15 protein-coding genes are annotated in these 14,141 nt (G+C 66.1%); 4 read left to right on the top strand and 11 right to left on the bottom strand.

All coding sequences use genetic code 11. The features are described 5' to 3' along the window. Nucleotides 1-12: 12 nt before the first annotated feature. The 3 genes from AC1DS0_RS11550 to AC1DS0_RS11540 are packed head-to-tail and all read left to right on the top strand — an operon-like array spanning nucleotide 13 to nucleotide 2,391. The gene (locus tag AC1DS0_RS11550) at nucleotides 13-1,068 is read left to right on the top strand and encodes an Ldh family oxidoreductase (RefSeq protein ID WP_476814489.1); all 1,056 of its coding nucleotides are present in this window, start codon (nucleotides 13-15) and stop codon (nucleotides 1,066-1,068) included. A gap of 17 nt (nucleotides 1,069-1,085) precedes the next feature. Next, on the top strand, nucleotides 1,086-1,484 hold the full coding sequence (locus AC1DS0_RS11545; RefSeq protein ID WP_152014999.1) for a RidA family protein: 399 nt from the start codon (nucleotides 1,086-1,088) through the stop codon (nucleotides 1,482-1,484). 7 nt (nucleotides 1,485-1,491) lie between these two features. Further along, on the top strand, nucleotides 1,492-2,391 hold the full coding sequence (locus tag AC1DS0_RS11540) for a fumarylacetoacetate hydrolase family protein (protein WP_476814488.1): 900 nt from the start codon (nucleotides 1,492-1,494) through the stop codon (nucleotides 2,389-2,391). A gap of 55 nt (nucleotides 2,392-2,446) precedes the next feature. Here the strand turns inward: AC1DS0_RS11540 and AC1DS0_RS11535 are convergent, their stop codons facing one another. The 7 genes from AC1DS0_RS11535 to AC1DS0_RS11505 form a co-directional block, all read right to left on the bottom strand. Beyond that, on the bottom strand, nucleotides 2,447-3,403 hold the full coding sequence (locus AC1DS0_RS11535) for an amidohydrolase family protein (RefSeq protein WP_476814487.1): 957 nt from the start codon (nucleotides 3,401-3,403) through the stop codon (nucleotides 2,447-2,449). Continuing rightward, nucleotides 3,400-3,963, bottom strand: coding sequence for an NADPH-dependent FMN reductase (locus AC1DS0_RS11530; RefSeq protein ID WP_476814486.1), 564 nt, complete (start codon nucleotides 3,961-3,963; stop codon nucleotides 3,400-3,402). The genes AC1DS0_RS11535 and AC1DS0_RS11530 overlap by 4 nt, the downstream gene beginning before the upstream one ends. A gap of 10 nt (nucleotides 3,964-3,973) precedes the next feature. Further along, nucleotides 3,974-4,744, bottom strand: coding sequence for an ABC transporter permease (locus AC1DS0_RS11525; protein ID WP_476814485.1), 771 nt, complete (start codon nucleotides 4,742-4,744; stop codon nucleotides 3,974-3,976). Nucleotides 4,745-4,755: 11 nt separating this feature from the next. Next, nucleotides 4,756-5,568, bottom strand: coding sequence for an ABC transporter ATP-binding protein (locus AC1DS0_RS11520; RefSeq protein WP_476814484.1), 813 nt, complete (start codon nucleotides 5,566-5,568; stop codon nucleotides 4,756-4,758). Further along, complete coding sequence (locus AC1DS0_RS11515) at nucleotides 5,565-6,566, bottom strand: ABC transporter substrate-binding protein (protein WP_476814483.1); 1,002 nt, start codon at nucleotides 6,564-6,566, stop codon at nucleotides 5,565-5,567. Before AC1DS0_RS11515 ends, AC1DS0_RS11520 begins: the two co-directional genes overlap by 4 nt. 96 nt (nucleotides 6,567-6,662) lie before the next feature. Beyond that, on the bottom strand, nucleotides 6,663-7,634 hold the full coding sequence (locus tag AC1DS0_RS11510) for a Bug family tripartite tricarboxylate transporter substrate binding protein (RefSeq protein WP_476814482.1): 972 nt from the start codon (nucleotides 7,632-7,634) through the stop codon (nucleotides 6,663-6,665). Continuing rightward, nucleotides 7,631-7,990 carry an AraC family ligand binding domain-containing protein gene (locus AC1DS0_RS11505; protein ID WP_476814481.1) on the bottom strand — a complete coding sequence of 120 codons (360 nt, stop codon included), beginning with the start codon at nucleotides 7,988-7,990 and terminating at the stop codon, nucleotides 7,631-7,633. Before AC1DS0_RS11505 ends, AC1DS0_RS11510 begins: the two co-directional genes overlap by 4 nt. 208 nt (nucleotides 7,991-8,198) lie before the next feature. Here AC1DS0_RS11505 and AC1DS0_RS11500 point away from each other — a divergent pair, with 208 nt between their 5' ends. Continuing rightward, entirely contained in the window at nucleotides 8,199-8,546 is a 348-nt protein-coding gene (locus AC1DS0_RS11500; RefSeq protein ID WP_476814480.1) for a RidA family protein, read from the top strand. 428 nt (nucleotides 8,547-8,974) lie between these two features. Here AC1DS0_RS11500 and AC1DS0_RS11495 read toward each other — a convergent pair whose 3' ends face one another. The 4 genes from AC1DS0_RS11495 to AC1DS0_RS11480 all read right to left on the bottom strand — a co-directional run bounded on the left by AC1DS0_RS11495 (nucleotide 8,975) and on the right by AC1DS0_RS11480 (nucleotide 13,688). After that, complete coding sequence (locus AC1DS0_RS11495; RefSeq protein ID WP_476814479.1) at nucleotides 8,975-9,952, bottom strand: Csu type fimbrial protein; 978 nt, start codon at nucleotides 9,950-9,952, stop codon at nucleotides 8,975-8,977. After that, nucleotides 9,943-12,285 (bottom strand): fimbria/pilus outer membrane usher protein, encoded by a 2,343-nt coding sequence (locus AC1DS0_RS11490; protein WP_476814478.1) that lies wholly within the window; start codon nucleotides 12,283-12,285, stop codon nucleotides 9,943-9,945. The genes AC1DS0_RS11495 and AC1DS0_RS11490 overlap by 10 nt, the downstream gene beginning before the upstream one ends. Nucleotides 12,286-12,367: 82 nt before the next feature. Continuing rightward, the gene (locus tag AC1DS0_RS11485) at nucleotides 12,368-13,084 is read right to left on the bottom strand and encodes a fimbrial biogenesis chaperone (protein ID WP_476814477.1); all 717 of its coding nucleotides are present in this window, start codon (nucleotides 13,082-13,084) and stop codon (nucleotides 12,368-12,370) included. A gap of 118 nt (nucleotides 13,085-13,202) precedes the next feature. After that, on the bottom strand, nucleotides 13,203-13,688 hold the full coding sequence (locus AC1DS0_RS11480; RefSeq protein ID WP_476814476.1) for a Csu type fimbrial protein: 486 nt from the start codon (nucleotides 13,686-13,688) through the stop codon (nucleotides 13,203-13,205). Between the last annotated feature and the right edge of the window lie 453 nt (nucleotides 13,689-14,141).

Below are 14,141 nucleotides of genomic sequence, written 5' to 3'. Positions count from 1 at the left end.
GAGGCCCGCATCATGAACAATCCCGCTTTCCAGCCAGCCGCCGCACTGCGCGACCTGGCTCAGGCGCTACTCGTTAACGTCGGCGCTCCTGCTGACCATGCGAGCCTGGTCGCCGAGGCCCTGGTCGATGCCGACATCGAAGGCCTCGGCTCGCACGGTCTGATGCTGCTGCCGATGTATCTCGAGCGCATCGAGAAGGGCTCGGTCGATGCTGCGGCGAAGGGCGAGATCGTGGTCGATGCCGGTGCGCGCCTCACAATCGACGCTGCCAATGCGCTCGGTCAGGTCACGGCCGAGCGGGCTTCCGAGCTCGCAGTGGAGCGAGCGGCGACGCATGGCCTCGCCGCCGTTGCCGTCCGCAACGCCTTCCATTTCGGCGCCGCCGGGCGTTTCGCGCGCAAGATCGCGCTCTCCGGTCAGATCGGCATCGTGATGGCCAATACCCGCCCGCTGCTGCCGGCGCCGGGCGGGGCCGAGCGCGTCGTCGGCAACAACCCGCTCGCCATCGCCGTGCCCACCGGCGGCGAGCCGCTCGTGCTCGATCTCGCCATGAGCGCCGGCGCCATGGGCAAGATCAGGCTGGCGCAGAGCCGCGGCGAGCCGATCCCGGAAGGCTGGGCCGCGACCGCCGATGGCCTGCCGACGACCGACGCGGCCGAGGCGATCAAGGGCATGCTCTTGCCAGCCGCCGGCGCCAAGGGCTTCGGCCTCGCCGTGATGGTTGACCTGCTCGCGGGCGGGCTGTCGGGCGGCGCCATCGGCGATGCCGTGCGCCCGCTCTATGGCGATCTCTCCGAGCCCTATGCCAGCGCGAACCTCTTCATCGCCATCGACATCGCCGGCTTTCGGCCGCTGGGCGAGTTCGAGGCGGCGGCCTCCGGCTTCGCCGAGCGCATCCGCGGCTCGAAACCCGCTCCGGGCGGGGCGCCGATCCGCATGCCCGGTGACCGTGCCGCCCGTGCGCATCGCGACTTCGATGGCAATTGCCGCATCGCGCCGGCGACGCTCTCGGCCTTGCGCGCCGCCGCCGAGCGGCTCGGCGTTCCCTTTCCGTCTTCCCTGTCCTGATCCCAAGGAGTTCCGACATGGCCAAGCAACAGATCACCAGCGCCAAGCTGCGCCAGCCGAACGGCCATTTCTCGCAGGCCACCGCGATCGAGGCACGCGGCCGCCTCGTCTTCCTCTCCGGCATGACCTCGCGCCGCGCCGACGGCTCGATCGCCGGCGTCGGCGATGTCTCGGAGCAGACCCGGCAGGTCTGCGAGAATCTGAAGGCTGCGGTCGAGGAGGCCGGCGGCACGCTCGACGACATCTGCCGCGTCGACGTCTATGTCCGCAACATGGAGCATTTCGACGCGATCCATAAGGTCAGGCGCGAGTACTTCACCGGCATCGCCCCGGCCTCGACCATGGTCGAGATCTGCAAGATGACCTCGCCGGATTATCTGATCGAGATCAACGCCATCGCGGTCATTCCGGACTGAGCCGCAGATGCGCTACGTCAACCTGCGCCATGATGGCGGCGAGCGGCTCGGCCTCGTCGTCGGCGACCAGATCGTCCTGCTGGAGCCGGGCGCCGGCGACCTCGTCGCCTTCATCGGCCTGCCGCACAGCGAGCGGCAGGCGCTGATCGTCGCGAGCCTCGACGAGGGCGCGCGGCTGCCGCTGGCAGGCGCAGCACTGGCTGCGCCGGTGCGCCGTTTCCGGCGTGACGTGCTCTGCACCGGCTGGAACTACTGGGACCATTTCGAGGAGAGCAAGGGCAAGCGCGAGGGGCAGGATGTCGACCGCCCGAAAGCGCCGACCTTCTTCACGAAATCACCCGATGTGGTGATCGGCCCGCAGGACGATATCGCCTTCGACGCCCGCATCTCCTTGAAATGGGACTACGAGGCCGAGATCGCGATCATCATCGGCAAGGGCGGCCGCAGCATCCCGCGCTCGCGGGCGCATGAGCACATCTTCGGCTTCTGCCTCGCCAACGACGTCTCGCAGCGCGACCTGCAGCGGCGCCATGGCGGGCAATGGCTGAAGGGCAAGAGCATCGACAGCACCATGCCGCTCGGCCCCTTCGTGGTGTCACCGGACGAGATTGATCTGCCCAAGGTCAGGCTGCAATGCCTGCTCAACGGCGAGCTGATGCAGAATGCCATCGCCGCGCAGATGGCCTTCCCGGTCGATGAGCTCATCGCCGAGCTCTCCTTCGGCATGACGCTGCATCCGGGCGATGTCCTGCTGACGGGCACGCCGAGCGGCATCGGCAATGCGCGCGAGCCGCAGATCTTCCTCAAGGCGGGCGACGAGGTCGTGGTCCGGGCCGAGGGCCTGGGCGAACTGCGCAATCGCCTTGTCGAGCATGACCTCGCTGGAGACAGCGACGTCACGCCCTGAAGGGCGCGTCCATCAAGCGACAGGGCCGGCTCCTCGGAGCCGGCCCTTTTTCATGTCAGGCTGTCAGCTTGGCGGGGTTGTCGCAGAAGATCGCCCGGCGCCGGCTCTCGCTGAGGCCGGCGAGCTGCTCATGCGGCTTGATCACCCCCATCGGGAACGGCCAGTCGGAGCCGAAGACGATCCGCTCCGGACCGAACACCGAAGCCGCCAGATCGAGCAGCGTATCGTCATGCGCGATGCAATCCACACAGAAGCGGCGCAGTGCCTGTGCCGGCGCCTCGACCTGCGTATCCAGGCCCGGCCGCCCGGTCTCGAACCCACGCTGCCAGCGCCCTGCCACGGCCGGCACGGTCCCGCCGGCATGGGCGAGGCAGATGGTGATGCGCGGATGGCGCTCCAGCACGCCGGCGAAGACGAGATGACCGGTTGCGACCGCGGTCTCGCTCGGATTGCCCAGGAGATTGTGCAAATAGAACGGGTCGAGCCGCCCGTCGCAGCCCTCGCCGGGATGCAGGAAGACGAACGCAGAGGCGGCATCCAGCGCCTGCCAGAGCGGGGCGTAGTTGGCGTCGGACAGCATCAGCCCCGGTTCGCCCGTCGGCATCGAGAAGCGAGCTTCGGTGGCGGTCGCGCGCTCGCGAACGATGCGGGCTGCCAATTCCGGATGAGCCACCGGCAGATGGAAGAGCGGCGCCAGTCGGTCGGGGTGCGCGGCGGCAATCGCCGCGAGCCCGTCATTGAGCAATTGCGTCCACGCTTCGGCCTGCCCCGCATCGAGCCCGGGGCGGTAGGTCGGCGGTGGGGCCGAGATCCAGGCGCGCTCGACACTCTGCTCGTCCATCCAGGCGATCAGCACTTCCGGATGGAACAGCGCCTTGATGCCGATCGGATGGCTATCGATGACGAGCTTTTCGCTCGCCGCGTCCCAGCTCACCCCGGGGACGCTCGCGAGCGGCGCGCCGACCGGAATGAGATGGGCGTGGACGTCGAGGGCGATACGCTGGGCGGTCATGCTGGGGCCATCGCGAAGCGCGCGACATGCGCGGAAAAGCGGGTAAGGAAGCCGTCGAGGAACTGCCGCGTCGCGGGATCGGCGATCTCGTCGCCGGCATCGAACAGCCCGTCGCGCATCGCCATGCAGACTTCCGGCTGCGGCAGCACATGGACATCCAGATGCGAGAGGATGTTGCGCAGGTGCTGCTGGGCCGGCGCCGTGCCGAGCGCGCCGCTTGCCAGGCCCGCGATCGCCGTCGGCTTGCCGCGCCAGGAATTGGCGCCATAGGGGCGCGAGCCCCAGTCGATGGCGTTCTTGAGGGCGGACGGGACCGAGCGGTTGTATTCGGGCGAGACGATCAGCACGCCATCGGCCGCTTCGATCGCCTGCTTGAAGGCCAGCACCGCCGCCGGCAGCGCGCGGTCCAGGTCGCGGTTATAGAGCGGGAGCCCGGCGAGATCGCTCTCCCCAAAATCGAAACGGTCGGCGCCGAGCCGTGTGAGTGCCGAGGCCAATCGGCGATTGATCGAATCGCGGCTGAGCGAGCCGATGAGCAGGGCGATACGGGGTTTCGTCATGATGCGTCCATCAATGCCGGACTTCGCTGAACCACGGCTTCAGCGCGATATCGACGAAGGCCACGGCGGCGTAGAGCGCCATGCCGAGCACTGCCAGCGCCAGCAGCGCGGCAAAGGCGAGCGGCGTGTTCACTTGCGAATTGGCGACGAGCAGGAGGTTGCCGAGGCCCTCGTTCGAGCTGATGAACTCGCCGATCACCGCGCCGATGACGGCGAGCGTGATCGCGACCTTCGAGCCGGTGATGACGAAGGGTAGCGCCGCCGGGAACTTGATTTTCCAGAAGGTCTGCCAGCCGGTGGCACGGACCGAGGCGGCCAAGTCTAGCATCTCCGCCGGCGTCGAGCGCAGGCCCGTCGCGGTATCGACCACGATCGGGAAGAAGGCGACGAGCCAGGCGATGGCGAGCTTGGATTCGATGCCGGTGCCGAGCCAGACCAGGATCAGCGGTGCCAGCGCGACCTTGGGCAGGGCCTGCGTCGCGATCAGCAGCGGATAGAACATCAGGTTGAGCGTGCGCGACGAGGAAATCGCCACCGCGATCGGAATGCCGAGGAAGAAGGCGAGCAGGAAGCCGTAGACGCTTTCCAGCAGCGTCACACGCCCCTCGGAGAGCAGCAGCGGCAGGTTGTTGACCGTTGCGTTCCAGACTGCGAGCGGGCGCGGCAGTACCGCCTGCGGCACGTCGAACAGGACGATGTAGCCCTGCCAGAGGCCGAGCAGGAGAAGGAGGCCGAGCACCGGATAGGCGACCCGCGTGACGGCTTCGGAGGTGATTTTCATGGCGCTGATCGTCACGCGTGATGAAGGACGCCGAGCCCGGCGCCGGCACGGCGCTCGTACTCGCTGAAGGCCGTCGTGAAACGCTGGCTCGCGGCCCGCGGATAGGGCAGCTCGATCCGGATCCGGTCGGAGACGCGGCCAGGCCGGGCGCTGAAGACGAGGACCTCGTCGGCGAGATAGACCGCCTCGGAGATCGAGTGCGTCACGAACATCACGGTTGCGCCGGTCAGGCGCCGGATGCCGAGCAGCAATTCGTGCATCTCCATGCGGGTGAGCTCGTCGAGGGCGCCGAAGGGCTCGTCCATCAGGAGGAGGGATGGCGAGTGGATCAGCGCCCGGCAGAGCGCGACACGCTGCTTCATGCCGCCGGAGAGCTCGTGCGGACGGCTCTTCAGGAATTTGCCGAGCCCGACATGCTCCAGGAGCTCGACGGCGCGCGCCTTTGCCGCGGCGTCGAGCCGTCCCTTGATCTCCATCGGAAAGAGTACGTTCGAGAGCACGGTGCGCCAGGGCAGCAGGTTCGGGCTCTGGAAGACGAAGCCGAAATCGTCCTGCGGCTCGGTGACCTCGCGGCCGCGGATCACGACGCTGCCGCCGCTGGGCTTCGTCAGGCCAGCGACGATCCGCAGCAAGGTGGTCTTGCCGCAACCGCTGGGGCCCAGCAGGGCGACGAGCTCGCCCTTCCTGAGTTCGTAGTCGACATCCGAGAGCGCGATCATCGCGCCCTCCTGCTTGCCGAAGACCTTACGGACGCCGACGAAGCGGCCGTAGATGTCGTCCGCCTCGTTGGGCGTGCTTTGCGGTTCTGCGGTGGATGAAGTCACGGAAGAACCGGCGTCGCGGGCAGCAAGGTCGCATCGTAGACGTCGCCGGCTGCGAGCTTGGCGCCGGGCAGGGTCTGGAGGATGAGCGATACGGACGAGGCCATCGCCTCGGGGTCGATCGCGCCCAGCCCCTTCTTGGCGGTAACGTCAGTCTTGACCAGCTCGCTCACGATCTCGATCTCTTCCAGGACGACATCCTTCTCGAGCCCCTTGTTGAGCTTGACGACGATGTCGGCCGCCTCGTCCGGCTTGGCGATCGTATCCTTCCAGCCTTTCAGCGAGGCCGCGATGAAGGCCTTGATCACGTCCGGCTTCGACTTGATCAGGTCATCGCGCACGACGATGCCGTTCGAGTAGAGCACGAGCCCGTCATTGGCGAGCAGGTAGGTGCGGGCGTTCGACGAGCCGACCGCCTTGGCGACGCCCGGGCGCGTCATCACGAAGGTCTCGACCGCCGGGATCTTCTTGGCCGCAAGCATGCCGACGCGGGCGGATGGGTCGATATTGGTGAACTTGGCCGGCGTCTTGATGCCCTTCTGCGCCATGAAGGCCTCGATCACCTTCTGGGTGAAGCTGCCGGCGCCGCTGCCGATTTCGAGCCCGGCAAGCTGGTCGGCGGAGCGGACATTGGCACCGTCGCGCAGCGAGAAGATCGCATAGGGCGCCTTCTGGTAGATGACCGAGACCATTTTGGCGGTCGAGCCGCCATTGGCCCGGGCTGCGACGACGCCGGCGACGTCGGAGAAGGCGATCTGCGCGGTTCCGGCTTCGATGGCCTGGATCGCCTGCGCCGTTCCTTGTCCGGCGATGATGCTGACGTCGAGCCCGGCCTGCTTGTAATAACCCTTGTCGAGAGCGACGAACCAGGCGGCGTGACGCCCGAGCGCCCGAAAATCGAGCGAGAAGGTGATCGGGGTCTGCGCCTGGGCAGGGGCAGCGGCGAAGCCCAAGGCGGTGGCGAACGCCCCCGCAAGGCTGGCGACGGCGGTCTTCCTCATCCAGTGCATCGGCATTCCCCTCTTCCAGCGAGCATCAGCTCTTGGTCTGGAAGATGTCCGATCCACTGATATTTCTCAAGAGATATCTTTTGAAAATCACTCGACCGCGATGCCTGCCCTGGCGATGACCTCGCTCCATGCCTTGCGGTCGCGCGCGATGCGCATCCCAAGCTCCGCCGAGCCCGCGGCGGCGACGGTGACGCCCGCGGCGGCGAGCCTGGCGGAAGTCGCGGGCCGTGCCAGAACGCCCGTCACCGCCTGCTCCAGTCGAGCCAGCAGGTCAGGCGGCGTCGCCTTGGGCGCGAGCACGGCGAACCAGGCCGAGGTGTCGAAGCTAGGGATCGCCGCTTCCGCCACGGTCGGCACCTCCGGCAGCAAGGGCGAGCGGCTGGCCGAGGTCACGGCGAGAGCCCTGAGCTGGCCGCCTTTGATATGCTCCAGCACCGTGGGCAGGTTGTCGAACATCAGGTCGACCTGCCCGCCGACGAGGTCGGTCACCGCCTGGGCACTGCCCTTGTAGGGGACGTGCACGAGCGAGATGCCGGTGGCGAGCCGGAACATCTCGGCGTTCATCTGGCCGTTCGAGCCGATCCCCTGCGAGGCATAGGTGAGGCCACCGGGCTTGGTCCGGGCGAGCGCGATCAGTTCGGCAAGGTCGCGCGCCGGAAGCCCGGGATTGACGACGACGACATTGGGGACTTGCCCGGTTACGCTGACCGGAACGAGGTCACGCTCCACGTCATAGGAAAGCTTCTTGTAGAGCAGAGGATTGAGCGTCAGCGCACTCGAAGCCACGGCAAGCAAAGTGTGCCCATCGGGTGCCGACCTCGCCACAGCTGAGACGCCGATCGAGCCGTTCGCGCCCGGCCTATTCTCGATCAGCACCGGCTGCTTCCAGAGTTCGCTCAGCCCCTCGCCGAGGATCCGGGCGATGATGTCGCTGGTGCCGCCTGCCATATAGGGCGAGACGATAGTGACGGGTCTGCTCGACAGGCTCTGAGCTCGCGCGGTCGCAGTCAGGAATGGCGCGAGGAGCGGCAGGACTAGGAGGCTCCTGCGCTCGATCATGGCGCGGGAGGCGTCACAGCGGCCGGGGTCTTCATCTCGACGAGCACGTTGCGATACTGCCAGGTGCTGATGTTCTCGAGCTCATGTGGAACGCCGGGCATGCGCCAGAGACAGGCGCCCGGCTTCTCGTCGGTCGCGACCTCGCGCCCGTCATCGAACCGCATGATGTTCTTGCCGTCGGTCAGCGGCACGATCAGATACGGCAATTCGTGGATATGGCGCGACTGAATCTCTCCGGGTTCGAGCTCAACGAGCCACACCCTGACATGCTCGTTCTCTAAGACGATCCTGTCGCCGATTGTCCCGATGCCACTGGTTTTCACGTCAGAGTCCTCCACCTGAGCCGGCGCGCGCAAGAGTCCGTCGGCACAACGGAGTTATAAAATCTCTTGTGAAATATTTGCAACGTGATCGTCGGAAAACAGATTTTGTCGGATCTAAAGGGCTGCTCGTCGCGCATCGCGGCGTTATGCCGGCGTCGCGATGTGCGTCATAGAGGCGATCAGCGCCGGCAAACCGACCCCGGGAAACCGACCGAAAGACCGAATAGATGGAGCTGACCCCATGATTGAACGAATTGGCATGACGGAACGCTGGAGCGACGCAGTTATCGTTGGAGATTTGATCTTCCTCGCCGGCCATGTCGCCGAGCAGACGCGCGGACAATCCGTCAAGGTGCAGACCGAGGAAGTTCTGCTCAGCCTCGATGAGACGCTGGCCCAGGCCGGCGTCTCCAAGAACAACCTGGTCAGCGTTACCATTTACCTCGCCGACATGGCGGGGTTCGCCGCCATGAACGAAGCTTGGGACGCCTGGGTCGCAAAAGACCACGCACCGGCCCGCGCGACCGTCGAGGCGCGCCTTGCCTATCCCGACCTCCTCGTCGAGATGACGGCGGTCGCCTCCCGATAGTCCCGCGCCGGTCCCATCGGCTCCATCGTCAAATGCGAAGACGATCCGTCGGGCTTGATCGCTCGACGGAAAGATGGTGCGCGCCTCCCTAAACCAATCGCTTCTGTGGGCTGGAGGATGCCCTCTGGCTCAGCCCCGGCCGGCTCGCGAAATCGAATGCCCATCAGGTGCATGCCGCCCGGCAAAAATGGCCTCGGGCAGGAGATCGCAACGCTCGCGAGCGACTCCAGCTCAAGGGTGCCAACAAGGTCGTCTTCTGATCGATCAGCTCTTCCGAAAAATTGATTCTGCAGTTCGCCAATTACGGATCCAGAGGTCTGCTTTCGGGCCGAGAGCCAGAGTCCGCTCGTGGCGCATTCAGACCCTTGACGGTGACTCGGCGGGCCAATGAGCGTCTGAGAAAGGTCAGCGCAAAGCCGCTGCAATTTTCAATAAGTGACCGTCGCCTGAATCGTGTCGGCGTACGGCCCCGGCGACGGTGTGGCCTGGGCCGGGACCCGTCCGTAGACATGGCTCGTCTGCGCCAGACCGGAGCCAATGCCCGTCAATGTATCGAGGCCGAGCGTGCTGCCGAAGGGTTGGCTTCGCGCGACATCCCGATAGAGCCCGTAGGTGATCGTCTCCGCTCCCTTCGTCATGCGCCTCGTCGTAGGATTCGTCGCACCCGACAAGCCGCCGTTCAGGCCGATCTGATAGGCGGTGCCATTCGTGCAGGTCGGCGCCAGGGTCGTGAACGCGTCCTGCGGCGCGGCCAGCACGCCGACCGAGCCGAAATTGAGATCGCTTGTCGTCACCCGGCAGGTCGCCGGCACGTTCGCGCTGACCGTGAAGCTGGTCGACTGGATCACGGTGAGGAGCTCGCAGCCGAGCAGGAAGGACAGGAGCCCGTAGCGGATCCGGGCGTCGGTGCCGGCGAAGCTGCTGGAGTAGGTGACGGGCGCAGCGGTAGCCTGGCCGCTGTAGACACGGCCATAGACGGTGACGCTCCGGCTGCCGGTGCCAGATACGGACAAGGTCAGGTTGAAGCCGACCGCCGAAGCTCCGCCCGCAGGCCAGGCTCCCGATCCCCAGGGCACGCTGGCCGCCGCATCGGAGAACAGGCCGTAGTGCAACTGGTTGGCGCCGTTCGTCATGGTCCGGTTCGCTGCGCTGGCGCCGCCGCCGGTCCCAGGCCCGAGTTCGATGCAGACCCCGACCGGCAGGAGCGCCGACCCCGTGCACGAGACTGTCGCAGTGGCCGTTCCATTCACCTGGGCATTGGCGGTGACATCGACGTCACCGAAAACCAGGGGCGTGATGCTCAGCGAGCAGGATTGCGCGTTGGCCGGCGGACTCGCCAGCAGGCTGCCGGCTGCGATCAGCACGGCCCACAGGCAGAGCACCAGAACGCGGGAGCCTATCGGCATCGCACCGGTCCGATCGAGACTTGCGTATCGGCACGCGGGACAAAGGAGAAGCGGGCCTTGCAGCTCCCCGTCTCCAGCTTGACGAGGACCTCGTTGTCGGCCGCGAGATTCTCGATGAACGCACGGCCGTCATAGCCGACGACGAATTCCGGTCCTGCCGCGCTGGTGCCCTTGAGTCCCGGCTGAACGGCACCGGTCGCCCCGACCCGGATTGGCTGGCCAGCCGCATCCTGAAGGATGACGATCGCCGAGTTGCTGGTCGACCTGACGCCGAAGTCGACGACCACGCCGGCACGATCGGAGGGCGCTCGCACCTCGACCGTGGTTTCAGAGATGGCGTCGATCGGAAGGCCGCGCGGGTCGATCGAGATCTTGTTCGGCTGGTAGGACCGCAAGGCGGGGACGAGCGCGTTGCCGGATGCGTTGGTACGCGCGACCACCCTGTTCTCGAAGAGCACATCCACGTCAGGCGCGCCGACCTTCGCCACGGCGAAGGCGTCGTCGATCCGATTGGCGGCGAAGATGCTGCCTCCGGCCATGGCGATCGCCCCGTCGAGCTGCACGGTGCCCGAGTACCCCGACGCGCCTTGTGCGACGCCTGCCTCGAGCAGCCCGGCACTTCCGCGATAGGCGATCGAAGCCGAGCGTCGCTTCTGTCCGTCTTGACCCTCGACGTCGCGTATGCGCCAGCCCATGCTGCCGATCTCCTGATCGACGGGCTTGTAGACGTCGGCAGCCAGGGACCAGCCCGATCCGACGCGATTGGCGCCGGCGGAGGAGGTGATGTTGGTCCCGAACGGAAATGACAGCCCGGCAAAAACGCCGGCGGAGCTGCGATCCGCCAAATCGGTATAGGCGGTCGCGTAGAAGGAGCCTCCGCCCCAAAGCGGGCGCGTATAGCTCACGTTGACGATCCGGTTGGCACGGCCGAGCGCCGGCTTCACATGGGCAACGCCGAGGCTGATGGCCCCTCCCAGCGCCGGTATCGGCAGGCTGACCGAAGCCCTGTCGAGGGCGCGCGGTGGCAGCAGCGTCCGTTCCCAACTGGTCCCAGTCATGGCCGTCGAGGCTGCCGAGGCGACGTAGTTGCCATAGCCGTTGGCGAACTGAGCCCCGCTGACGGAGGCGAGGTCCCTGTAGGCTCCAAAGGTCCTTTGGGATGCGGCCATCAGGGAGACACCCCAGAGCTGGGTCTCGAAAGAGACATAGGATTGGCCGCCGAGTTGCCCGTCCCGCCAGCTCCCCGCGCCGGCCGCTGTCAGCACGCCATATCGACCGAGCCCGAAGACCCCGCCGAGGCTCCCCATGCCAAGCCCCTTTGCCCCTTCGGCATGGGCCACGACCGTCATCGTGTCGGTGATGCCGTAGCGCCCGCTCGCCGAGCCCGCGATGCCCTCGTCGTAGATGCTGGACCGCAGCCCGTATTGCAGGCGCGGCAGGCCGACTTCCGCAGAGAAGTCGAAGAGGCCGGGCCGTAGCAGATTGCTGGACACCACGAAGGGCAAGCTCGCCTCACTCTGGCGGCCCGAGGCGTCCCGAACCACGACGCTGGCATTGCCGTTGCCCGTGAGAATCGGAATATTGGTGATGCGGAACGGCCCGCTACCGACGTCCTGCGAGATCGTCTTCGTTCCGTTGACGAAGATGTCGACCGTCGAAGGAACCGCCGCCGAGCCGGTGACGCCGGGAAGCGGAAGCGTGATCAGATCCGGGCGCAGCCCGAAATTGCGCTGCACCTGCAAGCCGCCGAGGCGAACCGGCCGGGTCCAGGCGAGGCCGCTCGAGATCAGATCACCCGCGCGGTAGCTCACCAGGTTGCCGGGGTCCGAATACGTCCAGCTCGTCTCGAGGCGAAGCGCTTCCGTCCCGCCGCCGGCCAGCGACTGGTCGCTGAGGATGCCGGTCTGCGAGAAGACGCCGACCGGGCTGAAGAGCCGGGCATCGAGGGTCGCCGACAGCGTGGGATAGCGCCAGAAGCTGCGGAGCTGCTTGTCTTCCGACGTTCCGAACAGCGTGTAGTTGAGCACCGCGCCGATGCTGCTGCGTTCCGGCGCCGGTCCGGGTGCGATGCCGGGCTGCATGTCGTAGGTCTTGGGCAGGCGGCCATCGGGCGGCAGCTTGATGTCGATGCGTTGCGCGGGCTCGTCGTAATTGAAGCTCACGCCCGGGATCGCGCCGAGCGCAACCTCATCCTCGACCTTGAAGTTCGCGGGAACCCTGATCCCGAGCTCCTCGAGCTCCTTGCGGACCGCCCGGATCTCGCCGCGCTGGTTCTGCCGGAATGCGCCGATCAGCCCGATCGACTGACCATTGAGAAGAACGTCCAGATGCAAGCTGCGGTCCCGAGCGTCTTCGCCGCGGGCCGGCACAGCCGTCCACCACGCTGATCCAAGCGCCAGCGCCATCACCATGACCTTACCGGCCCGCTGACATCGGCAGCGTTGCATTGAACGGACCTGCCTCCGTCAGCCCGGAGATCGTGAAATGAGCGCCCGGCTTCGAGCCTGGCTGAGAGGGGAGAACCCACTGCATCGCGGAGCGGCCGAGCGAATAGCCGAGCAATCCCTTGTTGGCCGCGACCACTTTCCCGGCCCCGTCGCGAACCGTCACAGCGGCGAGCCTGACCCGGCGATCGCCGCTGTTCGCCGCGCCGATCGCCAGGCTTTTTCCGTGTTGGCTCGCCGACCACGTCACCGATGCCGGCGATGCGGAGCGGTCCGTGAAAAAGACAGGAATGACATGGCGCATGACCAGCGCGACGGTTCCCGGCGTTCGGTTCGGTTTGGGCAACTCATCCACGACCAGCCGAAAAGCCGCCTCGCCGCCGGCCGGGCCGCCGGTTACCCGGACGATGCGCACCATGTAGTCTTGGCGGGAGCGCAGTTGCACGACGGGCGGGCTGGCGACGACCTCGTCCGTCGGCTCGAGCCGTTCTGTTCCGCCACGCTGGGTCCAGCGAAAAACCCGGACCTGCGCCGTGATCGGTTCGACATCGGTATTGCGCAAGGTGATCGTCGTTGCGTTCCCCGGGGTCGGAAGATCCAGCAGCACGGGAGTCACCTGCAGCGACGCCGCATCTGCCATTCCGGCGACCAGGGCCGCGAGGGCCGTGCCGATTGCTGTGCTTCTCATCCTGCCCTCCTCCTGGTCCTGGCAAAGCGGAGGCGATCGGCGCCGCGCAAGCAGCGTCGTCCAGCCTATCGGTTGCCTCATGAATCGATCGTCAGCAGGCCAGCGGCTCTGGCCGTCGTCAGTAGGTGACCGTCACCGTGATGGTGTCGGTGTAGAGCGCGGGCGCGGGCGTGGTCTGTGCAGGCACCCGGCCGTAGACGGTGTAGTTCTGGATCGCCCCGTTGCCGACGCCCGCGATGGTGTCGCTGCCCGCCGTCGAGCCCCAGTTCAGCGTGCGGCCGGTGTCGCGGAAAAGCGAGTAATTGATCAGCCCGCCCGCCCCCGCCATCTGCCGGGTCGTGACCGAGCCGCCGTTCACGCCCTGGTTGAAGCCGATCGTATAGGGGGTGGACGTCGTGCATTGCACGCTGATCGTACTCGTCGAATCAATATTCGCAGACAAGACGCCGGCATTGCCGAAATTCAAATCTGAAGCGCTGGCGACAATGCAGTTCGCTTGGATATTGATCTGAACTTGGAAATTCCCGGTAGCCGTTGCTGCCCTGGCTCCGACAGAGGTAAGTGTACACATCAAAAGCGCAGACAAGAGGCCTATTCTTGCCATGGCCTAATTCCTCATGCAGGCTTGCCGAATTGAATCTCCACAAGATAAAGGTTACGCCGCCTCGGTTAACGAGATGTTAATCACATAAAACCATAGCATGCTTGGATGCAAAAGTTTTCGCTTCCTACCTCAGACTCACCCGAGCGAAAAGCAACCTGACGCCACGGTGTGGCCCCTATGAGCCTAGACGCTTCGAGCGCTCCTGGAGGCCGCTTTCAGGGAAGGGATCAACGTCCGCGGTTGGCGCCACGCGGTCGGCTAGAGGTGCCGTCCTAATGAGCGGAGTGTCACGCAGATCGAGCCTGAATTTCTTCAGTATTTCCAGGATGAAGTACAGGGTAGGTCACAATCCGAACGTCGCGTGTGAATTTGCCGTGGTTAGCGAAGACCGCCAAAAGGCGGCCGGCGGCGGCACGCCATGACAACCCCGATCCGCCGCGATAGTTTGGTTGT

This window comes from Allobosea sp. P4_H5, assembly GCF_056400825.1.
Note: the sequence above shows the minus strand (reverse complement) of the source record. Positions and strands in the feature narration are given on the sequence as shown.